This is a genomic window from Bacillus sp. RK1064 (genome assembly GCF_051488405.1).
In the GTDB taxonomy this organism is placed as follows: Bacteria; Bacillota; Bacilli; order Bacillales; family Bacillaceae; genus Bacillus.
On record NZ_JBPSCZ010000001.1, the window covers coordinates 3,218,558 to 3,242,958 of the forward strand.

Here is a 24,401-nt window from a genome sequence, read left to right on the forward strand (position 1 = left end):
CTGCTATCTTTAAAGCTTCATAGAAACCTGCCAAAAAATAAGCAAGACTGAGAATATAACAGCACAGCATAATGGAGTAAGGGTTCATTGGCGTACCTCCAGTATGAAATCTTCTACTATTAATAGATTCCATAGAGCGGCAATTTATGCATAAAAAAATAACCAGCTGAAATCAGCCAGTTATTTTTTGTGAGGAAAAACCAAACGAGATGCACTTGGTATGAGTATGCAAAGAACGATACTGCAAATAATAAATGAAGGAACCATATATGTGCTGTTATAAATTAAAGAGTAAACCCAACCTGGAGTTCCTTTTGGTGCATAATGAGAAAAGAAAACAACACCAGAGATAAAGAACGTCAACAGTCTAAAGAAACTTGCAACAAATACGGATAAGGTAATATAGAAGAATTGCTGCTTTCGCTTTTGATCCTGAATGGCTTTTTTGATCAACCCAGAAAATAGACCGCTTAGGGAAATGACAACAGATGCGACGAAATAATCGAGAAATCCTTGAACAGGTGTAGCGATAATAGGGCCATTCATCAGCTGAAGGCCTGCAATAAGCACACCAATGATAAACCCGGTTGATATTCCCCATCTAATAGACATAAGAATGACGGGTATCATAATCAGCGCAAGAGATCCGCCATTTGGCATTCTTAAAAAGAGACCTGATAAGTAATCTAATACAAGTGCAAGTGAAGTCATAATTGCGATTTCCATCAGTCGTACCAATTGATTTGATTGCTGCATAAAAAAATCTCCTTTTTCATGAATTGAGCAAGGAGAGACCGTGTAAGGATGAGTATGTTATTCATAGAAAAACATATCGAGTTGAATACACCACATGTATTCAATTGAATCCACATTCCTACTTCAGTATTAACTGACAGGTTCAAAGGGTCAGAACAACGAGTGTTCACTCTCAGCACAAAGCTCCCCCTGCGGTTATTTAGTTTTCTTCTATTATAAATATACTAAAGACCTTCAGGATCAACAATAGAGAATTCCTGTGACAATCAATTTTTGGATGATTATATAGGAAGAGATAAGGAAAAATAAATTATTTAGAAAAAATACTTGTTTCCTCTCTCGAAAGGTGTTATATTTGTATACGCCGCTAAAACAGCGCGGTTATTAAATAACATAAAGAAAAAAGTTGTTGACTTTATCTTGATAGAATGTTATATTAATAAAGTCGCCTCTGAGAGACGATAAAGATGATCTTTGAAAACTAAACAAGACAAAACGTACCTGTTAATTCGAGTTTTTATAAAAAATCCTATGATACATCATAGGTAGTCAGTCAAACTGGCGAGGCAGGAAATGATTACATGCTAAGTTCGCTACATCGTGTAGCAACGCATGTGTGATATGCATCCTGCATACCTCGGAGAGTTTGATCCTGGCTCAGGACGAACGCTGGCGGCGTGCCTAATACATGCAAGTCGAGCGGACAGAAGGGAGCTTGCTCCCGGATGTTAGCGGCGGACGGGTGAGTAACACGTGGGTAACCTGCCTGTAAGACTGGGATAACTCCGGGAAACCGGAGCTAATACCGGATAGTTCCTTGAACCGCATGGTTCAAGGATGAAAGACGGTTTCGGCTGTCACTTACAGATGGACCCGCGGCGCATTAGCTAGTTGGTGGGGTAATGGCTCACCAAGGCGACGATGCGTAGCCGACCTGAGAGGGTGATCGGCCACACTGGGACTGAGACACGGCCCAGACTCCTACGGGAGGCAGCAGTAGGGAATCTTCCGCAATGGACGAAAGTCTGACGGAGCAACGCCGCGTGAGTGATGAAGGTTTTCGGATCGTAAAGCTCTGTTGTTAGGGAAGAACAAGTGCGAGAGTAACTGCTCGCACCTTGACGGTACCTAACCAGAAAGCCACGGCTAACTACGTGCCAGCAGCCGCGGTAATACGTAGGTGGCAAGCGTTGTCCGGAATTATTGGGCGTAAAGGGCTCGCAGGCGGTTTCTTAAGTCTGATGTGAAAGCCCCCGGCTCAACCGGGGAGGGTCATTGGAAACTGGGAAACTTGAGTGCAGAAGAGGAGAGTGGAATTCCACGTGTAGCGGTGAAATGCGTAGAGATGTGGAGGAACACCAGTGGCGAAGGCGACTCTCTGGTCTGTAACTGACGCTGAGGAGCGAAAGCGTGGGGAGCGAACAGGATTAGATACCCTGGTAGTCCACGCCGTAAACGATGAGTGCTAAGTGTTAGGGGGTTTCCGCCCCTTAGTGCTGCAGCTAACGCATTAAGCACTCCGCCTGGGGAGTACGGTCGCAAGACTGAAACTCAAAGGAATTGACGGGGGCCCGCACAAGCGGTGGAGCATGTGGTTTAATTCGAAGCAACGCGAAGAACCTTACCAGGTCTTGACATCCTCTGACAACCCTAGAGATAGGGCTTTCCCTTCGGGGACAGAGTGACAGGTGGTGCATGGTTGTCGTCAGCTCGTGTCGTGAGATGTTGGGTTAAGTCCCGCAACGAGCGCAACCCTTGATCTTAGTTGCCAGCATTTAGTTGGGCACTCTAAGGTGACTGCCGGTGACAAACCGGAGGAAGGTGGGGATGACGTCAAATCATCATGCCCCTTATGACCTGGGCTACACACGTGCTACAATGGACAGAACAAAGGGCTGCGAGACCGCAAGGTTTAGCCAATCCCATAAATCTGTTCTCAGTTCGGATCGCAGTCTGCAACTCGACTGCGTGAAGCTGGAATCGCTAGTAATCGCGGATCAGCATGCCGCGGTGAATACGTTCCCGGGCCTTGTACACACCGCCCGTCACACCACGAGAGTTTGCAACACCCGAAGTCGGTGAGGTAACCTTTATGGAGCCAGCCGCCGAAGGTGGGGCAGATGATTGGGGTGAAGTCGTAACAAGGTAGCCGTATCGGAAGGTGCGGCTGGATCACCTCCTTTCTAAGGATATATGGAGCAGTGTGCGTTTTCGTCTTGTTTAGTTTTGAAGGATCATTCCTTCAAGATATGTCTCTAGCGAGACAGGATTGTTCTTTGAAAACTAGATAACAATAAGTAATACATTCACATTGAATGCAATGCAAAGTTCATCACACATAGTGATTCTTTCTAAAGTAAGAAATGGTTAAGTTAGAAAGGGCGCACGGTGGATGCCTTGGCACTAGGAGCCGATGAAGGACGGGACGAACACCGATATGCTTCGGGGAGCTGTAAGCAAGCTTTGATCCGGAGATCTCCGAATGGGGAAACCCACTGCTCGTAATGGAGTAGTATCCATACTTGAATACATAGAGTATGAGAAGGCATACCCGGGGAACTGAAACATCTAAGTACCCGGAGGAAGAGAAAGCAAATGCGATTCCCTGAGTAGCGGCGAGCGAAACGGGAACAGCCCAAACCAAGAGGCTTGCCTCTTGGGGTTGTAGGACACTCTATACGGAGTTACAAAGGAATGATATAAGCGAAGAGGTCTGGAAAGGCCCGCCAAAGAAGGTAACAGCCCTGTAACTGAAATGTTGTTCTCTCCAGAGTGGATCCTGAGTACGGCGGAACACGTGAAATTCCGTCGGAATCCGGGAGGACCATCTCCCAAGGCTAAATACTCCCTAGTGACCGATAGTGAACCAGTACCGTGAGGGAAAGGTGAAAAGCACCCCGGAAGGGGAGTGAAATAGATCCTGAAACCGTGTGCCTACAAGTAGTCAGAGCCCGTTAAAGGGTGATGGCGTGCCTTTTGTAGAATGAACCGGCGAGTTACGATCCCGTGCAAGGTTAAGCAGAAGATGCGGAGCCGCAGCGAAAGCGAGTCTGAATAGGGCGCATGAGTACGTGGTCGTAGACCCGAAACCAGGTGATCTACCCATGTCCAGGGTGAAGTTCAGGTAACACTGAATGGAGGCCCGAACCCACGCACGTTGAAAAGTGCGGGGATGAGGTGTGGGTAGGGGTGAAATGCCAATCGAACCTGGAGATAGCTGGTTCTCTCCGAAATAGCTTTAGGGCTAGCCTCAAGGTAAGAGTCTCGGAGGTAGAGCACTGATTGGACTAGGGGCCCCTACCGGGTTACCGAATTCAGTCAAACTCCGAATGCCGATGACTTATCCTTGGGAGTCAGACTGCGAGTGATAAGATCCGTAGTCGAAAGGGAAACAGCCCAGACCGCCAGCTAAGGTCCCAAAGTATACGTTAAGTGGAAAAGGATGTGGAGTTGCTTAGACAACCAGGATGTTGGCTTAGAAGCAGCCACCATTTAAAGAGTGCGTAATAGCTCACTGGTCGAGTGACTCTGCGCCGAAAATGTACCGGGGCTAAACGTATCACCGAAGCTGCGGACTGTTCTGACGAACAGTGGTAGGAGAGCGTTCTAAGTGCTGTGAAGTCAGACCGGAAGGACTGGTGGAGCGCTTAGAAGTGAGAATGCCGGTATGAGTAGCGAAAGACGGGTGAGAATCCCGTCCACCGAATGCCTAAGGTTTCCTGAGGAAGGCTCGTCCGCTCAGGGTTAGTCGGGACCTAAGCCGAGGCCGAAAGGCGTAGGCGATGGACAACAGGTTGATATTCCTGTACCACCTCCTCACCATTTGAGCAATGGGGGGACGCAGGAGGATAGGGTAAGCGCGGTATTGGATATCCGCGTCCAAGCAGTTAGGCTGGGAAATAGGCAAATCCGTTTCCCGTAAAGGCTGAGCTGTGATGGCGAGCGAAATTTAGTAGCGAAGTTCCTGATTCCACACTGCCAAGAAAAGCCTCTAGCGAGGTGAGAGGTGCCCGTACCGCAAACCGACACAGGTAGGCGAGGAGAGAATCCTAAGGTGATCGAGAGAACTCTCGTTAAGGAACTCGGCAAAATGACCCCGTAACTTCGGGAGAAGGGGTGCTTCTTAGGGTGTTAAAGCCCCGAGAAGCCGCAGTGAATAGGCCCAGGCGACTGTTTAGCAAAAACACAGGTCTCTGCGAAGCCGTAAGGCGAAGTATAGGGGCTGACGCCTGCCCGGTGCTGGAAGGTTAAGAGGAGCGCTTAGCGTAAGCGAAGGTGCGAATTGAAGCCCCAGTAAACGGCGGCCGTAACTATAACGGTCCTAAGGTAGCGAAATTCCTTGTCGGGTAAGTTCCGACCCGCACGAAAGGCGCAACGATCTGGGCACTGTCTCAACGAGAGACTCGGTGAAATTATAGTACCTGTGAAGATGCAGGTTACCCGCGACAGGACGGAAAGACCCCGTGGAGCTTTACTGCAGCCTGATATTGAATGTTGGTACAGCTTGTACAGGATAGGTAGGAGCCTTGGAAACCGGAGCGCTAGCTTCGGTGGAGGCATCGGTGGGATACTACCCTGGCTGTATTGACCTTCTAACCCGCTGCCCTTATCGGGCAGGGAGACAGTGTCAGGTGGGCAGTTTGACTGGGGCGGTCGCCTCCTAAAATGTAACGGAGGCGCCCAAAGGTTCCCTCAGAATGGTTGGAAATCATTCGCAGAGTGTAAAGGCACAAGGGAGCTTGACTGCGAGACCTACAAGTCGAGCAGGGACGAAAGTCGGGCTTAGTGATCCGGTGGTTCCGCATGGAAGGGCCATCGCTCAACGGATAAAAGCTACCCCGGGGATAACAGGCTTATCTCCCCCAAGAGTCCACATCGACGGGGAGGTTTGGCACCTCGATGTCGGCTCATCGCATCCTGGGGCTGTAGTCGGTCCCAAGGGTTGGGCTGTTCGCCCATTAAAGCGGTACGCGAGCTGGGTTCAGAACGTCGTGAGACAGTTCGGTCCCTATCCGTCGCGGGCGCAGGAAATTTGAGAGGAGCTGTCCTTAGTACGAGAGGACCGGGATGGACGCACCGCTGGTGTACCAGTTGTTCTGCCAAGGGCATCGCTGGGTAGCTATGTGCGGACGGGATAAGTGCTGAAAGCATCTAAGCATGAAGCCCCCCTCAAGATGAGATTTCCCATTCCGCAAGGAAGTAAGATCCCTGAAAGATGATCAGGTTGATAGGTCTGAGGTGGAAGCGTGGTGACACGTGGAGCTGACAGATACTAATAGATCGAGGACTTAACCTTTATTCTAATGTGAAGCATGAACATTGTTATCTAGTTTTGAGAGAACATTCTCTCCATCAGGTTTGGTGGCGATAGCGAAGAGGTCACACCCGTTCCCATACCGAACACGGAAGTTAAGCTCTTCAGCGCCGATGGTAGTTGGGGGTCTCCCCCTGTGAGAGTAGGACGCCGCCAAGCTCTTCTAAGGATCAGTTCCATACGGAACTGGTCTTTTTGTGTTGCTTGAGAGGATATTTTTTTGATTGCACTTGTTTGATGAACGTGCGGCACTCCAACTCATTTACAAGTATGTGAGACATTTTAAATGAAAAAGATAGAACGTTCATCATATTATAAATCCTTGTTATGAAAAAACTAGTAGAGAGATAGAGTATTAGATTATAGAAGGGGACTGTATCAATCTTTATAGTTAACTCTATTCTAATATCTATAAAAACTGTACCTAAAGTTTGATTCCAAGGAATACCTATACCATGAAAGCATAAAAATAATAGGCTGCTGATATTTCTGAAGGAATTGACCGTTTTTAAAGAGAATATAGAGAGGAGAACTTCAGCTGATAAACGTTGAATGACAGCAGTTTGAATGGAGAAAATGACGATCATTTGCTAAAAGAAATACCAATGAAAATTGAAATAAAATTTTTTTAATATAGCCTTTACAAATGATGAAAACCTGTATATAATAATCTTTGTCGGATCGAGAGATTCCTACATAGTGGAGGATTAGCTCAGCTGGGAGAGCATCTGCCTTACAAGCAGAGGGTCGGCGGTTCGAGCCCGTCATCCTCCACCATATTTATTCTTACATAATGTTAGGATAGATAAAGCCGGTGTAGCTCAACTGGTAGAGCAACTGACTTGTAATCAGTAGGTTGGGGGTTCAAGTCCTCTTGCCGGCACCACTTTCATATGGTAAGATAGACAAGTCGCTTTTAAAGAGAGCCATTAGCTCAGTTGGTAGAGCATCTGACTTTTAATCAGAGGGTCGAAGGTTCGAGTCCTTCATGGCTCACCATGTTTCATGCGGGTGTGGCGGAATTGGCAGACGCGCTAGACTTAGGATCTAGTGTCTTTATGACGTGGGGGTTCAAGTCCCTTCACCCGCATTGCCAAATAAAATAAAGAAAACCTGTAATGCGGAAGTAGTTCAGTGGTAGAACACCACCTTGCCAAGGTGGGGGTCGCGGGTTCGAATCCCGTCTTCCGCTTATACCATCCACGCCGGGGTGGTGGAATTGGCAGACACACAGGACTTAAAATCCTGCGGTAGGTGACTACCGTGCCGGTTCAAGTCCGGCCCTCGGCATTATAAAAATAAGCGCCCGTAGCTCAATTGGATAGAGCGTTTGACTACGGATCAAAAGGTTAGGGGTTCGACTCCTCTCGGGCGCGCCATTAAGATCGGGAAGTAGCTCAGCTTGGTAGAGCACTTGGTTTGGGACCAAGGGGTCGCAGGTTCGAATCCTGTCTTCCCGACCATCTTTTATGGGGCCTTAGCTCAGCTGGGAGAGCGCCTGCCTTGCACGCAGGAGGTCAGCGGTTCGATCCCGCTAGGCTCCACTTTTTAAAAGATTATTTTGATCATGGCGGTGTAGCTCAGCTGGCTAGAGCGTACGGTTCATACCCGTGAGGTCGGGGGTTCGATCCCCTCCGCCGCTATAAAGGACCTTTAGCTCAGTTGGTTAGAGCAGACGGCTCATAACCGTCCGGTCGTAGGTTCGAGTCCTACAAGGTCCACCATCTATACGGAGGAATACCCAAGTCCGGCTGAAGGGATCGGTCTTGAAAACCGACAGGGGTGTCAAAGCCCGCGGGGGTTCGAATCCCTCTTCCTCCGCCATATTTTTTAAAACCCATATCATCGCGGGGTGGAGCAGTTCGGTAGCTCGTCGGGCTCATAACCCGAAGGTCGCAGGTTCAAATCCTGCCCCCGCAACCAAAATGGTCCGGTAGTTCAGTTGGTTAGAATGCCTGCCTGTCACGCAGGAGGTCGCGGGTTCGAGTCCCGTCCGGACCGCCATTTTCAAAAAGAATACTTGGCTCGGTAGCTCAGTTGGTAGAGCAACGGACTGAAAATCCGTGTGTCGGCGGTTCGATTCCGTCCCGAGCCACTTTTATAAAAAAATATTGACAGTATGGCGGTTGTGGCGAAGTGGTTAACGCACCAGATTGTGGCTCTGGCACTCGTGGGTTCGATTCCCATCAATCGCCCCATACATATTTTTGCGGGTGTAGTTTAGTGGTAAAACCTCAGCCTTCCAAGCTGATGTCGTGGGTTCGATTCCCATCACCCGCTCCATTTGTATATCCGTTCATGGGCCTGTAGCTCAGCTGGTTAGAGCGCACGCCTGATAAGCGTGAGGTCGGTGGTTCGAGTCCACTCAGGCCCACCATGATATTCCGCAGTAGCTCAGTGGTAGAGCTATCGGCTGTTAACCGATCGGTCGTAGGTTCGAGTCCTACCTGCGGAGCCAAATGGAGAAGTACTCAAGTGGCTGAAGAGGCGCCCCTGCTAAGGGTGTAGGTCGCGCAAGCGGCGCGAGGGTTCAAATCCCTCCTTCTCCGCCATTTATCTGGCCCGTTGGTCAAGCGGTTAAGACACCGCCCTTTCACGGCGGTAACACGGGTTCGAATCCCGTACGGGTCATGTTTAAAAGAGGTCTTGTCAAAGATCTCTTTTTTATTTTCTTCAAAAGGAAAGACCGCCATCATAGCGGTCTTTTTTTACATATTCATGGAATAGATCGTATAAGACAAGTATGTCGCAAAGAAGCCCCATAAGACATAAGGGACCAGTAAAATTGGAACGACTTTGCTTAGTTTACGCGAGACGATGACAAGTGCAAGTGCTGTCAGTGCTACAAGCAGGCAGTCGATCGTAGCGGCAAATAAATCTTTTTGTGTAAATTGAAAAAAACTAAAGGCTTGATTAAATACGTAATTTAAAAGAAAAAGAATCCAAAATGGTAAAGTGATTTTTTGAAATCCGTACTTTCCATAAATGATCGCTGCGGACAACGAGATCAGAGCAAATAAGACAGCCCACACAGCACCAATTACACCACCACTCGGTGTCCATTCTGGTTTATTCAGTGCATCATACCACTCTCTGTCAATCGGAAACAAGAATCCGGCAATAGAGAATAATGCGTATGTAATAAAGAAGACAACCACTGCCCAAATGATACTTTTTCTTGCCATTAAGAATCTCCTCCAATCAAATTCACTCTTAAAGTGATTTCCCAATCATTACATGATATAAACATAAAGCCCCCAATATGAGGGGACTAATGATTTTCTTCTGTATAAGGTTCTTCTTCGTACGGCTTCAAGTCACCAAATACCGTCATGACACCTTCTTCGTCTAATGCCTCTTCATAGGCTTCGTGGGCTTTATTTGGATATACCTTGCTTGCTTTGCCCTCAATATCAGCTGCTGCGAATCCTTCATAGTCCTCCACATAATCTTCATCTTCTGATTGCGTATACACATCATCGTATGTCAATGGAGGGAATTCCATATCGGACGGGGTATCAGAGTTTCCATAGCGTTCTACGTCTTGATATGCATCCTCTCCATCGTAGGCTGCGCTTTCTTCATTTTCAAATTGACCTGATGGCGGACTTAATAAATCCTCTTCAATCGGACGGTTTTGTGAAACGGTTTGTTCTTTTGAATGCTCTGTGCATGTGACGGCACTAGGCAAGGCTTCTAAGCGTTCCTTTGGAATAGGGGCCTTACAGACCTTGCACAGACCATAAGAGCCGTCTGTGATGGCTTGAAGTGCTTCATTGATGTCTAACAGATGTTCATGTTCCAAACTGTTTAACGCAATATCTTTCCCGCGTTCGAATAGCTCTGTCCCTTGATCACCTGGGTGGTTATCATAGGCTGACAGTTCTCCGAGCGAATCATAAGGAAATGATACTTTTTGTTCATCGTCATGGCTTTTAGCTTCGAGTTCTTGTTTTTCATCGAGAAGTCGCTGCTTCAAATGATGTAATTCGTCTTTAGACAACAAAGCGATCATCCTTTCATATCAAACATAATGTTAGTATGAGCAATTTTGTCTGTAAGACTAGTTCCAATTTGAAGCAATTCCTCATGAAAAAACGCCTGCGGCTGCAGGCGTTCTTTGTTACGCAATATAGTATTGTAAGATCAAAGCGATTGTCAGCAGGAAACCGAAAAATGTATTGGTTTGAGCTGTAGATTTCATGGCATTCATTAATTCAATTGGTTTTTCTTTTTGCTTAAATTCTTTGATAGCTGTATATGCTTTTGGCACACTGAGTAAAACAAGAAGACTCCAAAGGCCGACAATATCTGTGAAGATATAAACAAAAATAAGTACATATGAGACCAAAAACATGGAAAGTAAAATGTTCACTGCAGCTTTTCGCCCAGCAAGGATTGCAAGTGTTTTTCGTCCATTTTCTTTATCGCCGTCTAAATCGCGGATATTGTTCGATAGTAAGATGGCACCAACTAAAATAGAAATTGGTAGTGAAACGAGAAAAGCTTTAGATGTCAGTGTGCCTGTTTGGATATAGAAACTAATCAAGATGATTCCTAGTCCCATAAAAGCACCTGACACAAGTTCTCCAAACGGCGTATATGCAATGGGTACAGGGCCGCCGGTATAGAAATAGCCTGCTGCCATACAAATGAGTCCTATCAGTGCAATCCACCAGCTAGACATCATGCAAATATACACCCCTAGTAGTAAAGAAAGCGCAAATAGTGCATAAGCGAGGCCGAGGACTGTTTTTGGCTTCACACCGTTTCTTACAATGGCTCCGCCGATGCCAACAGATTTCTCGTTGTCCAATCCGCGAACATAATCAAAGTACTCATTAAACATGTTCGTTGCGATTTGGATAAACATAGATGCCAACAGCATAGCTAAAAATAGCCCAACATGTATTTGACCACTTGGAAGTGCTAGAACAGTTCCTAAAGTAACGGGAATAAATGCCGCTGTTAATGTATGCGGTCGTAGTAAATTCCACCAAATCCGCCAGTTCTTATCAGGCTTAATCGGTGAAAGCTGATCTGATATCGATTGATGCTGCATAAAATATACTCCTTTAAATAAAAAAATACGTACACGTCCAAATTCCAGTTTAGCAAAGTTCAAAAAGGTGTCAATATATTGATGCGATGAAACCGGAAAAAGATGTTTGCTAATCGTTGCCATATCGAGAGAAAGCTTGATCTTAGAACAGGACTTGCCATTTTTCCTTTAGATGCTCTCGTTTCAAGAAGCAGGAGCGAAAAAATCTAGAAAGCGTGATATAATAAGGATTCGAGGTTTTAAAAGCCTGTTTTCTTTACTAAGTTCATCTGTTAAGGTTTATAATAGAAAAGCAGGTCATTCGACATACTCGAATGATCATGTATTTTTTCATTATGGTTTTATTTTTTTATGTTATTTCATGGATTTTGGAGGAATGTATCATGGTGACAACAGTGCAAAGTACTTTCCGGCAGGAAGCGCTTGCGACATTAGAAGAAGCGAATAACGTCAACCATGCTGTTTTGATAAGCTACTCCAGAAGAGTTGACGATCTGGATCCTCTTGCCTTTTTCCAAAGTGGCGAAGCGGATTTTTTAGGCGAGCGGTTTTTTTGGTCTGATCCAGAAAGCCAAATGATATTTTCTGGACTTGGCAGAGCGGCCGTCATTAAATCAACTGAGCAAGGCAAGGAACGATTTGATATAGTCCATCAAGAATGGGAACAGCTGAAGCAGCACATGTTCCATTTTCATGATGAGAAGGAGTTAAGGCAAGCGGCTGTTGGTCCGCTTTTATTTGGAGGATTCTCATTTGATCCGTATGAAGAGAAGGCGCGTCACTGGGAAGCTTTTGGCGAGGCTCATTTTTTTGTGCCATCGATGATGCTCACTGTCTCGAAAGAAGGCACGTTTCTTACGATCAATGAATGGAAGCAGGTGGACGGGAATGTTCATCAGCTCATTCAAGAATTAGAACAAAAAGCCTCTCATTTTGAAACATTACCGCTCAGACATGATGGACAAGCTGAACTTGTTCATATGGAAGAACTAGATGTGAAGGAATGGATGAAGGCGATCCAAGAAGCGACAGACCACATTCGTGCAAACGAATATGAAAAGGTTGTTTTAGCAAGAGAAGTCTTGCTTCACTATAAAAATCAAATAGAACTCGCTCCACTGTTAGCAGAATTATTAAAGCATCAAACAACGAGTTATGTATTTGCGGTTGAACAAGGAAGACAAGCATTTGTCGGAGCTACGCCGGAACGCTTAGTAAAAAAAAGCGGCGGAGAGGTCTTTTCATCTTGTTTAGCAGGTTCGATTGTTCGAGGAAAAGATGAAGCGGAAGATCGAGCATTAGGCGAGGAACTGCTGCATGATGAGAAGAATTTGATTGAACATCAAATTGTCGTCAATATGATTCAGCAAGCATTTGAGGCCAATTGCCTTCACGTGCACAAACCAAATCAACCTAGTCTTTATAAAACAAAAAACATTCAGCATTTGTTTACACCGATTGTGGGAGAAATTAAAAGCAGCTGTTCCCTCTTTTCATTAATTGAACAGCTCCATCCGACGCCAGCATTAGGCGGATATCCGAAGGAAAAAGCGGTTGAGGTCATTCGTGAAATCGAACCGTTGAAGCGTGGCTGGTACGCGGCGCCGGTGGGCTGGATTGACTCTCAGGATAATGGAGAATTTGCTGTCGCCATTCGGTCAGGTCTTATTGAGGAAGACCATGTTCGTTTGTTCGCTGGCTGCGGCATTGTAGAGGATTCCCTTGCAAAGCAGGAGTACGAGGAAACGCAAGTGAAATTAAGACCAATGCTATCTGCTCTTGGAGGTCGTCCGATTGAATAATCAAATCATGACAACATATATTGGCAGATTGATGGATGAATTTGTACAAGGTGGTGTGAAGGAAGCGGTTGTCTGTCCTGGTTCCCGTTCAACCCCGCTTGCGATGCTGGCTCTTGCCCATCAAGACATCAATGTTCATGTATTAGTGGATGAACGGTCTGCTGCTTTTTATGCGCTTGGTCTTGCAAAAGCAAGTCAAGCACCAGTGCTGCTTATTTGTACATCAGGTACGGCAGCTGCTAACTTTTACCCAGCCATTGTAGAGGCACATTATTCCCGTGTACCACTTATTGTTTTAACTGCTGATCGGCCGCACGAATTGAGGGAAGTTGGGGCACCTCAAGCGATTGATCAGCAATTCTTATTCGGTAAGTTTGTTAAATGGTTCACAGACTTAGCATTGCCAGAAGAAAGTCAGACGATGTTACGCTATGTTCAGACGGCTGCGGCAAGAGCAAATCATATGTCAATGCAAGAGCCGAAGGGACCTGTTCAGATCAATGTCCCTCTGAGAGAACCATTGCTTCCTGATTTGTCTATTGATCCTTTTGAGCGAGAAGAAACAGGCCGAAAAAAGGTCATAGCTGCAGGACAGGCTTTCCCAAATGATGATGTGATGTCTGAAATCGTGACGGTCATGAACCATTCCAAAAAGGGACTGATTGTGTGTGGTGAACTTCATACGCAGGAAGAGAAAGAGGCAGTGTTACGTCTTTCGAAAGCCTTGCATATTCCGATTTTAGCGGACCCGCTTTCTCATTTGCGAAATGGTCATGAACATGCAGATCTTATTATTGATGCGTATGATTCATTATTGAAAGATGAAGCATTGCAGCAGCATCTATTGCCGGATATGGTCATTCGTTTTGGACCGATGCCTGTGTCCAAACCTTTATTCAAGTGGCTGGAAAAACATGTGGAAGTGAATCAGATTGTCGTTGATGCTGCCGGAGGTTTTCGAGATCCTGGCTTGAGTGCTTCATACGTCATTGAAAGTGATGTGGCAACTTTTGTAGATGAAGTATTCAAGAGAGCGGATCAACGTGAGGATACAAGTTTTCTAAAACGCTGGCAGAATGTTAATTCTTCATTCAGAACGCATGCATCCCATTATTCTGATGAGAATCTGTCATTTGAGGGAAATGTGTACCGTCAGCTTCAGCATCTCTTGCCGAAGGAGAGTGTCCTTTTTATCGGAAACAGTATGCCGATTCGTGATGTGGATACATTTTTTGAAGCGCAATCGAAGCCTTTTCGGATGATGGCGAATCGAGGAGCCAATGGCATTGATGGCGTTGTGTCTACAGCACTTGGCACGTATGCGGCTTTGAAGCAGCCAGTCACCTTAGTGATTGGAGATTTATCATTTTATCATGATATGAACGGTTTGCTTGCAGCTAAGCTGCTGGACATTCCGCTGACGGTTGTGTTGTTAAACAATGATGGGGGAGGCATCTTTTCTTTCCTTCCACAGGCGTCTGATGAACCGTATTATGAAAAACTCTTCGGTACGCCGACTGGACTGAATTTTGAGTATGCTTCGAAGCTGTATGGGGGAACCTATTCGAAACCGTCAACGAAACAAGAATTACATGATGTCTACATGGCGCATATAGAAGAGCCTGGGCTTCATTTAATTGAAATTGAAACTGATCGGCATTCTCGTGTAAGCAAGCATCGTCAAATGATGGATGACATATTGGAAGAAGTGAAAAAAGAATGTCTTCTTTCATAATACGGATGCGTGATGGTGTGGCGTACGAGGTGGTGGATCAGAATCCATTGGCTGAGAATGCCACGCTATGCTTACATGGCTTCACTGGAAGCGCGGCTTCTTGGACGTTCTTGAATGGTTATATGGAGAATACAAGATTGATTCAAGTCAGCTTGCTTGGACATGGCCGCACGGACTCACCAGAAAGTATGAGAAGATATGCGATGTCGCATCAGCTGGCAGATCTTGCAGAGATTTTAAACCAATTAAAGCTTCACAAAGTGAATATTCTCGGATATTCTATGGGAGGACGTATTGCTTTATCATTTGCCTCTCGTTATCCAGATCGTGTCAACAAATTGATCCTTGAGAGTACCTCTCCAGGGCTTCGCACTTTTAAAGAGCGGATGGCAAGACTCAAACACGATCATCAGCTCGCTCAGAAACTTAGACATGAAGGTTTAGTGAAGTTTGTGGATTTTTGGGAGAGTATTCCACTGTTTGCTTCGCAGAAAACTTTATCAGCTGAAACGCAGGCTCAACTGAGAGAGGGAAGGCTGAAAGCCAATCCACTTGGACTGGCTCGCAGCTTAGAAGGCCTAGGAACAGGTTCGCAGCCCTCTGTTTGGAAGGCATTAAAGCATATGAATTTACCTGTTTTGTTGATTTGCGGAGCGCTTGATGAAAAGTTCTGCAATATCGCCAAACGTATGCAGCAGGAGCTTGAAGGCAGTCAATTCATATTGGCTGAGCAGGCTGGGCATACAGTTCATGTGGAACAACCACATTTTTTTGGTAAAATAGTAAGTGAGTTTATTACGCAAGATTTTAGAGGAGGAACTATTGATGGCTATTGAATGGCAAACTGAGCGTCAGTATGACGAAATTTTATATGAAACGTACAATGGGATCGCAAAGATCACGATTAATCGTCCACATGTACATAACGCGTTTACACCAAAGACTGTGAGTGAATTAATTGATGCATTTTCACGTGCTCGTGATAATTCAAATGTTGGTGTAATCGTACTTGCAGGAGCTGGCGGCAAAGCATTCTGTTCTGGTGGAGATCAAAAAGTACGCGGCCATGGCGGCTATGTAGGAGACGATCAAATTCCGCGTCTAAATGTATTAGACTTACAGCGTTTGATTCGAGTGATTCCAAAACCGGTGATTGCAATGGTTGCTGGTTATGCAATCGGCGGCGGGCACGTTCTTCACGTTGTATGTGACCTGACAATTGCAGCAGATAATGCAATTTTTGGACAAACTGGTCCAAAAGTAGGCAGCTTTGATGCTGGTTATGGTTCAGGCTACCTTGCACGTATTGTTGGTCATAAGAAAGCGAGAGAAATCTGGTACTTATGCCGTCAATACAATGCACAAGAAGCGCTTGATATGGGACTTGTCAATACAGTTGTACCATTAGAGCAGCTTGAAGAAGAAACTGTGAAGTGGTGTGAGGAAATGCTAGAAAAGAGCCCGACTGCTTTACGATTCTTGAAGGCTGCATTTAATGCAGATACGGATGGATTAGCTGGAATTCAACAATTTGCAGGAGATGCGACACTTCTTTATTACACAACAGATGAAGCAAAAGAAGGACGCGATTCCTTTAAGGAAAAACGCAAGCCGGACTTCGGTCAGTTCCCGCGTTTCCCTTGATTCAATCATATCGATGAAAAACAGCTTAGTGCATCAGACTAAGCTGTTTTCTTTTAAGAAGAGGAGGTGTCATGATGAAGCAACCTAATTGGCTGCTGTACCGTGCTTATTTAACGCCAGAAAGAATCGCGCTCATTTATCAGGATAAAAAGTGGACATTTCGCGATTTAGCTGATGAAGTAAATGAGCTTTCTAATAGACTTGCAGATGCATCATTGAAAAAAGGGGAAACGGTTGGGCTTTTGATGAACAATCAGCCTCAAATGGTGATGCTTGTTCATGCTTGTTTTTCATTAGGATTAAAAATCGTGCTATTGAACAATAAGTTAACAAAAGCTGAGAGGCGCTATCAGCTTGAAGATGCAAAAGCATCCGCTTTATTAACTGAACCTGTTTATGCCAGTGATCATAAAGGTGATCTCCCCGTTTATACAATGGAGACTTTACCTGAAGCAGGTCAAGATAATGAAAAGAAAATCGAGAGCGAATTTGATTTGAATGAAACAGCGACCATCATGTATACATCTGGCACAACAGGACGCCCAAAAGGCGTGGAGCAAACGTTTGGCAATCATTTTCATAGTGCTGTTTCCTCTGCACTAAATATGGGCATCAGAGAGGATGACCGCTGGCTTATTGCACTTCCTCTTTTTCATATTAGCGGGTTATCCGCTTTATTTAAGTCTGTGATCTATGGGATGACTGTCGTACTTCATGAGAAGTTTGATGTCGATGAAGTAAAGGATTCTATTGAACAGCATCGTGTGACGATGATATCTGTTGTTCAAACGATGTTATCCCGTTTATTAAGCAGACTGGAAGAATGCCCGTCTTCTTTGCGCTGTCTTTTATTAGGCGGAGGACCTGCGCCTTTTGCGATGCTTCAAGAAAGCAAAGAGAAAGGCTTCCCTGTGTTTCAATCGTACGGTATGACGGAAACCTGTTCACAAATTGTGACCCTTGCGCCTGAATTTAGTGTAGAGAAGCTTGGATCAGCGGGAAAACCCCTTTTTGGGTGTGAGCTGAAAATTCAAGATGGTACACGCACTTGTCGTCCTTTTGAGCATGGCGAAATTATGGTGAAAGGGGCAAATGTCATGAAAGGGTACCTTTACCGTGAAGAAGCAACCGCAGCTGCCTTTGATCAAGGCTGGCTGAAAACGGGTGATATTGGCTATGTGGATGAGGAAGGGTTCTTATTTGTGCTTGACCGCCGTTCAGATTTAATTATTTCTGGCGGTGAGAATATTTATCCTGCTGAAATTGAAGCGGTTCTGTTAACACATCCGCATGTAAAGGAAGCCGGAGTGGCGGGTATGTATGATGATAGATGGGGAGAGGTACCGGCTGCCTTTCTTGTCACAGACCATAAGATACCGGAGAATGAGCTCTATGCATTATGTGAGTCGCATTTAGCAAAATATAAATGGCCCGCCGCTTTTCACTTTGTGGACGAGCTGCCAAGAAATGCGTCGAATAAATTGCAGAGGCACAGACTCAAATCAAAGGGGTTTTTAGATGATTCAAATTGAACGAGTGATTTTATATCATGTCACGATGAAGCTCAAGCAGCCATTTACAACAAGTCTTGGAACCATCTCAGAGCGTGAGTTTATTATTGTCGAGGTAAAAGATCAAACAGGATTGACTGGATGGGGAGAGGTGTCAGCCTTTTCTTCTCCATGGTATACAGAAGAAACCATTGAGACTTGCTATCATATGCTGAGAGCTTTCTTTATACCGAATGTACTGACACGCACCTTTACACACCCTTCAGAAATACCAGACAGCCTGTACCAATTTAAAGGTAATAGGATGGCGAAAGCGGGAATCGAAGCGGCTGTTTGGGATATTTATGCGAAGCGTGAGAATAAGTCATTACGTGATGTATTAGGCGGCACCAAAGAGAGAATACCTTCTGGTGTTGTGGCGGGGTTAGGACCCATTGACGACATGCTGAAGCAAATTCAGCAATATGTTGACCAAGGCTATCAGCGTGTGAAGGTGAAAATTAAGCCGGGACAGGATATTGGACTTCTTAAAAAAATTAGAGAGTCTTTCCCTAACCTTCCATTAATGGCGGATGCAAACTCTGCTTATGAATTAAAGGATATTAGCAAGCTCAAGCAGCTCGATGACATTCGTTTATTAATGATTGAACAGCCATTAGCTGCAGATGATATCGTGGATCATCGCCATTTGCAAAAGCATTTAAAAACACCGATATGTTTGGATGAAAGTATTTGTTCTTTAGATGATGCTAGAAAAGCTGTAGAGCTTGGCAGCTGTCAAATTATTAATGTGAAGCCTTCACGAGTTGGGGGGCTGACAGAAGCCCTTAAAATCCATACATTCAGTAAGGAGCATCAAATTCCATTATGGTGCGGAGGGATGATTGAAACAGGCATTTCCCGCGCGCAGAACGTGGCACTTGCTTCCCTTCCTCAATTTACAATCCCAGGTGATATTTCAGCTTCATCAAAATATTGGGAGCAAGATATCATTTTTCCTGAAATCAAGGTTGAGAATGGTTTTATTGAGGTACCTCGTTCCCCAGGAATGGGCGTAGAAGTGGACTATCAAGCGCTTCGTTCTTTTTCAGATAAAATTGACGTGTTTACAAAACATGATTTTGTGATGTGAAAACGAGTGAATCACCTTTTGCACATCCAATAAAATCTATGTATAGTGAGAGAAAGTTTTTCCTTCCTGTCTCATTAAGAAAGAAAGAGCGGTGATCCGCTCTTTCTTACTCTTCTACAAGCTCGCTGTCGTAAGCAAGCTGTCCGATATAGTGATTCATTTCATTGGGCATGTCTGCTGCATGGCCATATTCATAATCCCAAAGGTTTAAAAAGGAGTGAGCAGCCTGATAAAATGCGGCTTCGTCCGCGTCATGAATTTCGTCAAAAAACGTTTGAAGCAGCCGATCGTGTTTCAATGTGAAGCGCCTCCTTTAATGAGACTTAAAGATCTTGTGGTTTAAACGTTTTACAATCCGTTTCTTCACTTTTTTCAGCCGTATTTCCTGTGTGGCTGACGACATAGATTGCATCTGCCCCACAGCGGTTTCCAGCATTCCAATAGGAACAGTTATTGACTTCACAAAGGATTTTTTGACTCATACAGATGACCTCCTTTTGAGTATGTCTTTCTTCTATAATGTAACCGAAATGAACCTCGTCCATTCATGTTAATCTTCCTGACGAATATAGCGCTTATCCTTCATAAACAATTTCCAGAAGAAATAGAACCCAGGGAATAAGATGATAAAACCTACAATATAGGTGATAAACAATGCTCTAAATGTGACAGGGTCTGTAAATCCAGACATGATTGTAATATCTGGATAGGCCATATAAGGCAAATGGGCACGTCCGTACACGTAGCTTGCTAAAAAATATTGAATGGTGATCGCAATGACAGCTAAACGGGGCCGGCCTTTCCGCTGCTTAAACCGGCTGTTTGGTAAAAATAGAGCCAGTCCTGCTAGCAAAAACATCAGGAGTGATACAAGAAGAATAGGAATGTTCTGCATCATTTTTGTGAACAGCCAATTGGCCTCGCTTCTTAATGTCAGCATGATAAAAAAGGCCATCAAGAGTGAAAGCGGACCCGTAATGAGAGCCCCTCTTCTATAAATGCTGTAAGCTTCATCTTCATCAGCCACATTCGAGAAATCAGCTAAAAGCAAAGACGAAAGAAAAAGGGTGCTGAAAATGGCAAAGCCGACAAAAGAATAGACATTTGCACTCGTAAAGACCAGTCCAAGATCTAATGAGTAGACGTTGTTCTCCTGAAAGATAAATCCACCATGAGTAATCGGAAGAACCATGATCAGGATGGACGGAATGATAAAGCCGCTTATCCCTGAAATGTAAGTAACCGCTTTTCGGTATTTTTTAGGGAGTGAATGAGAAAACACGAGAAACCCGCTTCGCAGTGCAAGTAGTAACAATATGATGCTGCCGGGTATTAATAAAACGGTACCAAGTACAAAGGTCGCACCTGGAAACAAGCTAAACAATGCAACAACAATCGCCACAATGAAGACGTTTGTTACTTCCCATGTTGGAGAAAGATATTTATTTGCAATATTAGCGGCCTTTGTTTGTTCTCTATTCATATAAATCATCGACCAAAATCCTGCGCCGAAATCCATTGATGCCATCACTGCATAGATAAAAACGAATCCCCATAAGATGGTGATTGCAATGAGCGCATCAGTTGTAACATCCATTTGCATCTAGATCGCTCCTTTTTAAGATTCTGTTAACCGTAGGTCTTCTTCAATCGAATGTTTTCTAAAGTAGTACGTCAGTACAATAACGGTTGCTATGCCTAAGATGAGATAGACAATGGCAAAAAGGATAAAGAGCGTACCGATTGAACCGGATGATGTGACGACCTCTGAGGTTTTGAGCATTCGATAAATGACCCATGGCTGACGGCCTGTACATGCAAAGATCCAGCCGAACTCAATGGCCAAAAGACTAAGGGGCCCGCCGAATAAGTAAAGAAAAAGGAGCCACTTCGGATAATGTTCGCGTTTTAAAATTTTACGGTAAAGCAGTGCTAACACTGCAAACAAAATGAGGACTGAGCCAATGATAACCATGCCGTTAAATAATGTGTGAATAAATAAAGGCGGCCACTCGTCACGAGGGAAATCATTTAAGCCTTTGACCACTGTATCAAAGCTATTTCCTGCCAGAAAACTAAGCGCCCAAGGGATTTCAATTGCTCCTTTAATTTCCTGTGAATCGGCATCAGTAAAACCACCTATTGCAAGAGGCGCATGTGATTGTGTTTCAAATAAACCTTCAGCACCGGCTAACTTTTCAGGCTGATATTCATACAGAAGCTGAGCAGACTCATGACCATTTAAGGCCGTAAGAAATGAGAAAAGGCCTCCTACAATAAGTCCAAGAAAAAGGGCTTTTCGATGAAAAGTATAGAGTTTCTCATTCTTTCTTGTTTTGAGCATTTTAAAAGCGGCCACCGAAGCAATCACAAAAGCACCTGTTGTAAAAGCAGACAGCACGACATGTGTCGCAGTCACCACAAAGCTTGGATTGAAAAAGGCCTTCCAAGGCTCGATATTTGTAATCTCTCCATTGACCATTTGAAAGCCAGCAGGTGTTCCTTCAAACGCATGTACGTTTGTGATCAGAATCGCTGAAGCGGCTGCGCCAATCACGACAAAAATAACGGTAATGATGCGCATAGCAGGTGATAGGCGATCCGCTGCGTACACATAAATAGACATAAATAATGCTTCAATAAAGAACGCATAAATTTCAATCTGAAATGGCAGTGACATGACCTTTCCGATGACCTCCATAAAACCTGGCCATAGAAGAGCGAGCTGGGTACCAGCAATCGTGCCTGTTGGAATGGCGACACCTAACAAGACAGCCTGCGCTTTCGTCCACCGTTTGGCCATGACAGCATAGTGAGGGTCCTTCGTTTTTTGGAAGATGAGTTCAGCTAACAAAATCATTAGCGGGATGCCGACGCCAAGCGAGGCATAAATAATATGAAAGCCCATGGTTGTGCCGAACAGGCTTCTAGCTAAAACGAGATCAGTCAATTTTTTCTCCGCCTTTCTTATCGCTTCTCTTTTTCATGATGTTATTATTCTCCACCATTTTTAGATTATTCTTCCTGACTAAGAAAGCTTGATTTTTGACAAGTTGTAAAAGAGGGAGTAGAATATAAATATAAAGCGTAATCATTACGTTTTGATAACGAAAGGAGTTTTGACATTGAAAAGAGATATTCATCCAACCTCACATGAAGTTGTATTTATGGATGTAAACAGCGGTTACCGCTTCTTGAGTAAATCGACAAAGACATCCAATGAGACAGTAGAATGGGAAGATGGGAAAACGTATCCTGTGATTAAAGTAGAAACAAGCTCTGATACGCATCCTTTTTATACAGGACGACAAAAATTCGGAGAAAAAGGCGGAAGAGCCGAGTTGTTTAAGAAAAAATATCAAATGTAATAAAAAGCACACCCTGAATTGGTGTGCTTTTTTGCAGCAAAGAACCCCGGATGATCACCCGGGGTTCTAGTAATTAATCATTTAAAGCGGTTTTTAAGGTCTTTAGATTTTGTTTCATTAAGCTGATGTAGCTTTCGCCATTTTTGGCATCATCTTCAGTAATAGATTCTAGATTTTTAAGTGTGAGGCTTTTTGCCCCAATTTCACTGCGGATTGTATCTGATACTTTGCTGCTGACGTTGTTTTCAAAAATCACATATTGAATGTGATGCTTTTCAGCTTTTTGTACAATGCTTTCGAGCTGCTTTTGTGAAGGCTCTTCAGAAGCGGATAACCCTAATACACTGATTTGCTCAATACCGTAGCGCTTTTCCCAATAACCGTAGGCTGCGTGAGAAACAAGGATTTCTTTATGTTTTGCTTTAGATAACGTTGTGTTGAACTCTTGATCTAGCGATTGCAAATCCTTTTTTAGTTTTTCATAGTTTTTTGTGTATTCGTCTTTATGATCTGGATCTAATGAAACGAGCGTGTCCTTAATGTTTTTCGCCATTTGCTTTGCATAAACCGGGTCTAACCATGCGTGAGGATCTTTATCTCCATGGTCGTGTTCATCATGGTCATGAGCTTCACTTTCATGGTCGTGATCATGGTCTTCGCCTTCTTCATGTGCATGCTCTTCTTTTGTCGATAACAATTTGATGCCTTCGGCTGCTTTGACTGTTTTCACGCCTTGGTCTTTTAACGTAGAAGCGGTTTTGTCAGCGAATGCTTCAGCTCCTGTACCGCTGTAGATGAAGGCGTCACCTTCAGCCATTTCAACCATCGTTTTTGAACTTGGTTCAAAGCTGTGTGCATCTGCATTGGCCGGGTACACACTTTGCGCATGAACGTGAGAACCGCCAATTTTTTCAGTGAAATCTTGGATCGGGAAGATCGTGGTGTAAATGGTTAGTTTCCCGTCTGCCTTTCCTTTTGAAGCATTTGTCCCCGTACTGCTTGAGCAAGCGGCAAGACCGATCGCAAATAAAGCAGCTGTTAAAATATAAAAGATTTTTTTCATGTAGAAATGTCTCCTCTCAATCTATTAGATAGAAATGATTACGATTTAATGTCCTGAGTTATTGTATCGTAATAATTACGATTTGAAAAGAGGAAAATAAAAAAATTTCATCAGCAGATGTTTCCTTTAAAAAAATGCGCTGCAAAACGTGACGAAATTTCTCACATTGTGCTATATTTATTTTTAAAAAAGATAAAGGAATGGGCAAACGTATGAAACTTTTAGATGAAATCATCGAATATAATCAACAGTTTATTGAAGAGAAGAAATACGAAGAATTTACAACAACGAAGTTTCCACAGAAAAAAGCTGTCATTCTGTCATGTATGGATACAAGACTTGTCGAGCTGCTTCCGCGTGCAATGAACATGAAAAATGGAGATATCAAGATCGTTAAAAGTGCTGGTGCTCTTGTTTCTCATCCATTTGGAAGTATTATGCGAAGCATTTTAGTGGCTGTTTACGAATTAAATGCTGACGAGGTTTATGTCATTGGGCATCATGATTGCGGTATGAGCAAAATAGACAGTCAAACACTTTTAAACAAAGCCATTGAGCGTGGTATTCCAGAAAAGCGTATTGAAGTACTGGAATACTCAGGAATCGACTTTAAACAGTGGCTCAAAAGCTTTAGTTCTGTTGAAGAGAGCGTGAAGGACAGTGTGTCCGTTGTAAAAAATCACCCGCTTCTTCCATCAGATGTGCCTGTGCACGGTCTTGTCATTGATCCTGGAACAGGCAAGCTTGACTTAGTCGTTAACGGATATGAAGAAAAATAAGTTATTCTTCCTTTTTCGGCGGGACAGGATCGATGCCGCCAGGATGGAGTGGATGACATTTTAAAATCCGTTTGATGGTGAGCCAGCCGCCTTTTAAAGCGCCATGCGTTTTGATCGCCTCTAGCCCATAGTTTGAGCATGTTGGATAAAACCGGCAGCTAGGCGGTGTAAGAGGGGAAATACATTTTTGATAAAAGCGTATGATGCCGATAAAAATTTGTTTCATAGAGGTTCC

The 24,401-nt window shown here is 44.3% G+C and carries 18 protein-coding genes, 21 tRNA genes, 3 rRNA genes and 1 riboswitch; of the genes, 32 read left to right on the plus strand and 10 right to left on the minus strand.

Translation table 11 applies throughout. From position 1 onward, the window contains the following. Nucleotides 1-180: 180 nt before the first annotated feature. A complete protein-coding gene (gene thiT / locus ACSSTM_RS16490) occupies nt 181-756 on the minus strand; it encodes an energy-coupled thiamine transporter ThiT (RefSeq protein WP_034659700.1) in 576 nt (191 codons plus the stop codon). Between the two features lie 98 nt (nt 757-854). Next, a riboswitch (TPP riboswitch) is annotated at nt 855-956 on the minus strand. Nucleotides 957-1,390: 434 nt separating this feature from the next. Between thiT and ACSSTM_RS16495 the strand changes: the two genes are divergently transcribed. From ACSSTM_RS16495 to ACSSTM_RS16610, 24 genes are all read left to right on the plus strand, one after another. Then, a 16S ribosomal RNA gene (locus ACSSTM_RS16495) occupies nt 1,391-2,939 on the plus strand. A gap of 182 nt (nt 2,940-3,121) precedes the next feature. Then, nucleotides 3,122-6,052: ribosomal RNA gene (locus ACSSTM_RS16500) — 23S ribosomal RNA — on the plus strand. 61 nt (nt 6,053-6,113) lie between these two features. Next, nucleotides 6,114-6,229, plus strand: a 5S ribosomal RNA gene (gene rrf / locus ACSSTM_RS16505). Together the 16S, 23S and 5S rRNA genes form the textbook arrangement of a ribosomal RNA operon. 542 nt (nt 6,230-6,771) lie before the next feature. After that, a tRNA-Val gene (locus tag ACSSTM_RS16510) sits at nt 6,772-6,847 on the plus strand. 33 nt (nt 6,848-6,880) lie between these two features. Beyond that, a tRNA-Thr gene (locus ACSSTM_RS16515) sits at nt 6,881-6,956 on the plus strand. 37 nt (nt 6,957-6,993) lie between these two features. Next, a tRNA-Lys gene (locus ACSSTM_RS16520) sits at nt 6,994-7,069 on the plus strand. Between the two features lie 8 nt (nt 7,070-7,077). After that, nucleotides 7,078-7,160: transfer RNA gene (locus ACSSTM_RS16525), tRNA-Leu, on the plus strand. 30 nt (nt 7,161-7,190) lie between these two features. Then, a tRNA-Gly gene (locus ACSSTM_RS16530) sits at nt 7,191-7,262 on the plus strand. A 12-nt stretch (nt 7,263-7,274) separates the two neighbouring features. Next, a tRNA-Leu gene (locus ACSSTM_RS16535) sits at nt 7,275-7,360 on the plus strand. Nucleotides 7,361-7,372: 12 nt separating this feature from the next. Continuing rightward, nucleotides 7,373-7,449, plus strand: a tRNA-Arg gene (locus ACSSTM_RS16540). 7 nt (nt 7,450-7,456) lie between these two features. Beyond that, a tRNA-Pro gene (locus tag ACSSTM_RS16545) sits at nt 7,457-7,533 on the plus strand. An 8-nt stretch (nt 7,534-7,541) separates the two neighbouring features. Next, nucleotides 7,542-7,614: transfer RNA gene (locus ACSSTM_RS16550), tRNA-Ala, on the plus strand. A 25-nt stretch (nt 7,615-7,639) separates the two neighbouring features. After that, a tRNA-Met gene (locus ACSSTM_RS16555) sits at nt 7,640-7,713 on the plus strand. 4 nt (nt 7,714-7,717) lie between these two features. Then, nucleotides 7,718-7,794 (plus strand) — tRNA-Ile (locus ACSSTM_RS16560). A gap of 7 nt (nt 7,795-7,801) precedes the next feature. Then, nucleotides 7,802-7,894 (plus strand) — tRNA-Ser (locus ACSSTM_RS16565). 22 nt (nt 7,895-7,916) lie between these two features. Beyond that, nucleotides 7,917-7,993: transfer RNA gene (locus ACSSTM_RS16570), tRNA-Met, on the plus strand. 4 nt (nt 7,994-7,997) lie between these two features. Then, nucleotides 7,998-8,074 (plus strand) — tRNA-Asp (locus ACSSTM_RS16575). An 18-nt stretch (nt 8,075-8,092) separates the two neighbouring features. Further along, nucleotides 8,093-8,165 (plus strand) — tRNA-Phe (locus ACSSTM_RS16580). A 27-nt stretch (nt 8,166-8,192) separates the two neighbouring features. Continuing rightward, a tRNA-His gene (locus ACSSTM_RS16585) sits at nt 8,193-8,268 on the plus strand. 11 nt (nt 8,269-8,279) lie between these two features. Next, nucleotides 8,280-8,353, plus strand: a tRNA-Gly gene (locus ACSSTM_RS16590). A 17-nt stretch (nt 8,354-8,370) separates the two neighbouring features. Next, nucleotides 8,371-8,447 (plus strand) — tRNA-Ile (locus tag ACSSTM_RS16595). 6 nt (nt 8,448-8,453) lie between these two features. After that, a tRNA-Asn gene (locus ACSSTM_RS16600) sits at nt 8,454-8,528 on the plus strand. 3 nt (nt 8,529-8,531) lie between these two features. Further along, a tRNA-Ser gene (locus ACSSTM_RS16605) sits at nt 8,532-8,622 on the plus strand. Between the two features lie 7 nt (nt 8,623-8,629). Continuing rightward, nucleotides 8,630-8,701, plus strand: a tRNA-Glu gene (locus tag ACSSTM_RS16610). Between the two features lie 77 nt (nt 8,702-8,778). Here the strand turns inward: ACSSTM_RS16610 and ACSSTM_RS16615 are convergent. From ACSSTM_RS16615 to ACSSTM_RS16625, 3 genes are all read right to left on the minus strand, one after another. Then, complete coding sequence (locus ACSSTM_RS16615; RefSeq protein WP_034665254.1) at nt 8,779-9,255, minus strand: TspO/MBR family protein; 477 nt, start codon at nt 9,253-9,255, stop codon at nt 8,779-8,781. 86 nt (nt 9,256-9,341) lie between these two features. Next, nucleotides 9,342-10,076, minus strand: a complete 735-nt coding sequence (locus tag ACSSTM_RS16620; RefSeq protein ID WP_034665257.1) for a TraR/DksA C4-type zinc finger protein — start codon at nt 10,074-10,076, stop codon at nt 9,342-9,344. A 117-nt stretch (nt 10,077-10,193) separates the two neighbouring features. Further along, complete coding sequence (locus ACSSTM_RS16625) at nt 10,194-11,132, minus strand: 1,4-dihydroxy-2-naphthoate polyprenyltransferase (RefSeq protein ID WP_034665260.1); 939 nt, start codon at nt 11,130-11,132, stop codon at nt 10,194-10,196. Nucleotides 11,133-11,515: 383 nt separating this feature from the next. Between ACSSTM_RS16625 and ACSSTM_RS16630 the strand changes: the two genes are divergently transcribed. The 6 genes from ACSSTM_RS16630 to menC all read left to right on the plus strand — a co-directional run bounded on the left by ACSSTM_RS16630 (nt 11,516) and on the right by menC (nt 18,956). Next, nucleotides 11,516-12,934 carry an isochorismate synthase gene (locus ACSSTM_RS16630; protein WP_034665263.1) on the plus strand — a complete coding sequence of 473 codons (1,419 nt, stop codon included), beginning with the start codon at nt 11,516-11,518 and terminating at the stop codon, nt 12,932-12,934. Further along, the gene (gene menD, locus ACSSTM_RS16635) at nt 12,927-14,669 is read left to right on the plus strand and encodes a 2-succinyl-5-enolpyruvyl-6-hydroxy-3-cyclohexene-1-carboxylic-acid synthase (protein ID WP_034665266.1); all 1,743 of its coding nucleotides are present in this window, start codon (nt 12,927-12,929) and stop codon (nt 14,667-14,669) included. The genes ACSSTM_RS16630 and menD overlap by 8 nt, the downstream gene beginning before the upstream one ends. Next, nucleotides 14,654-15,505 carry a 2-succinyl-6-hydroxy-2,4-cyclohexadiene-1-carboxylate synthase gene (menH, locus tag ACSSTM_RS16640; protein ID WP_034665270.1) on the plus strand — a complete coding sequence of 284 codons (852 nt, stop codon included), beginning with the start codon at nt 14,654-14,656 and terminating at the stop codon, nt 15,503-15,505. Before menD ends, menH begins: the two co-directional genes overlap by 16 nt. Further along, a complete protein-coding gene (gene menB / locus ACSSTM_RS16645; RefSeq protein WP_034665273.1) occupies nt 15,495-16,313 on the plus strand; it encodes a 1,4-dihydroxy-2-naphthoyl-CoA synthase in 819 nt (272 codons plus the stop codon). Before menH ends, menB begins: the two co-directional genes overlap by 11 nt. 71 nt (nt 16,314-16,384) lie before the next feature. Continuing rightward, nucleotides 16,385-17,845 carry an o-succinylbenzoate--CoA ligase gene (locus tag ACSSTM_RS16650; RefSeq protein WP_034665278.1) on the plus strand — a complete coding sequence of 487 codons (1,461 nt, stop codon included), beginning with the start codon at nt 16,385-16,387 and terminating at the stop codon, nt 17,843-17,845. After that, nucleotides 17,832-18,956, plus strand: coding sequence for an o-succinylbenzoate synthase (gene menC / locus ACSSTM_RS16655; RefSeq protein ID WP_060597104.1), 1,125 nt, complete (start codon nt 17,832-17,834; stop codon nt 18,954-18,956). The genes ACSSTM_RS16650 and menC overlap by 14 nt, the downstream gene beginning before the upstream one ends. A 106-nt stretch (nt 18,957-19,062) precedes the next feature. Here the strand turns inward: menC and ACSSTM_RS16660 are convergent, their stop codons facing one another. From ACSSTM_RS16660 to ACSSTM_RS16675, 4 genes are all read right to left on the minus strand, one after another. After that, entirely contained in the window at nt 19,063-19,254 is a 192-nt protein-coding gene (locus ACSSTM_RS16660; protein WP_034665287.1) for a hypothetical protein, read from the minus strand. 25 nt (nt 19,255-19,279) lie between these two features. Continuing rightward, entirely contained in the window at nt 19,280-19,438 is a 159-nt protein-coding gene (locus tag ACSSTM_RS16665) for a DUF1540 domain-containing protein (protein ID WP_008360682.1), read from the minus strand. A gap of 68 nt (nt 19,439-19,506) precedes the next feature. After that, complete coding sequence (locus tag ACSSTM_RS16670) at nt 19,507-20,553, minus strand: cytochrome d ubiquinol oxidase subunit II (protein WP_181185487.1); 1,047 nt, start codon at nt 20,551-20,553, stop codon at nt 19,507-19,509. 21 nt (nt 20,554-20,574) lie between these two features. Continuing rightward, entirely contained in the window at nt 20,575-21,906 is a 1,332-nt protein-coding gene (locus tag ACSSTM_RS16675; RefSeq protein WP_034665295.1) for a cytochrome ubiquinol oxidase subunit I, read from the minus strand. A gap of 175 nt (nt 21,907-22,081) precedes the next feature. On the opposite strand from ACSSTM_RS16675, the gene ACSSTM_RS16680 reads away from it, so the two are divergent. Next, complete coding sequence (locus ACSSTM_RS16680; protein WP_034665302.1) at nt 22,082-22,324, plus strand: type B 50S ribosomal protein L31; 243 nt, start codon at nt 22,082-22,084, stop codon at nt 22,322-22,324. 73 nt (nt 22,325-22,397) lie between these two features. Here the strand turns inward: ACSSTM_RS16680 and ACSSTM_RS16685 are convergent, their stop codons facing one another. Beyond that, the gene (locus ACSSTM_RS16685; protein WP_095286119.1) at nt 22,398-23,387 is read right to left on the minus strand and encodes a metal ABC transporter solute-binding protein, Zn/Mn family; all 990 of its coding nucleotides are present in this window, start codon (nt 23,385-23,387) and stop codon (nt 22,398-22,400) included. 212 nt (nt 23,388-23,599) lie between these two features. Between ACSSTM_RS16685 and ACSSTM_RS16690 the strand changes: the two genes are divergently transcribed. Then, a complete protein-coding gene (locus tag ACSSTM_RS16690; RefSeq protein WP_034665310.1) occupies nt 23,600-24,166 on the plus strand; it encodes a beta-class carbonic anhydrase in 567 nt (188 codons plus the stop codon). 1 nt (nt 24,167) lies between these two features. On the opposite strand, the gene yidD is transcribed toward ACSSTM_RS16690, so the two are convergent. Further along, complete coding sequence (gene yidD, locus ACSSTM_RS16695; RefSeq protein ID WP_095286120.1) at nt 24,168-24,392, minus strand: membrane protein insertion efficiency factor YidD; 225 nt, start codon at nt 24,390-24,392, stop codon at nt 24,168-24,170. Nucleotides 24,393-24,401 lie beyond the last annotated feature (9 nt).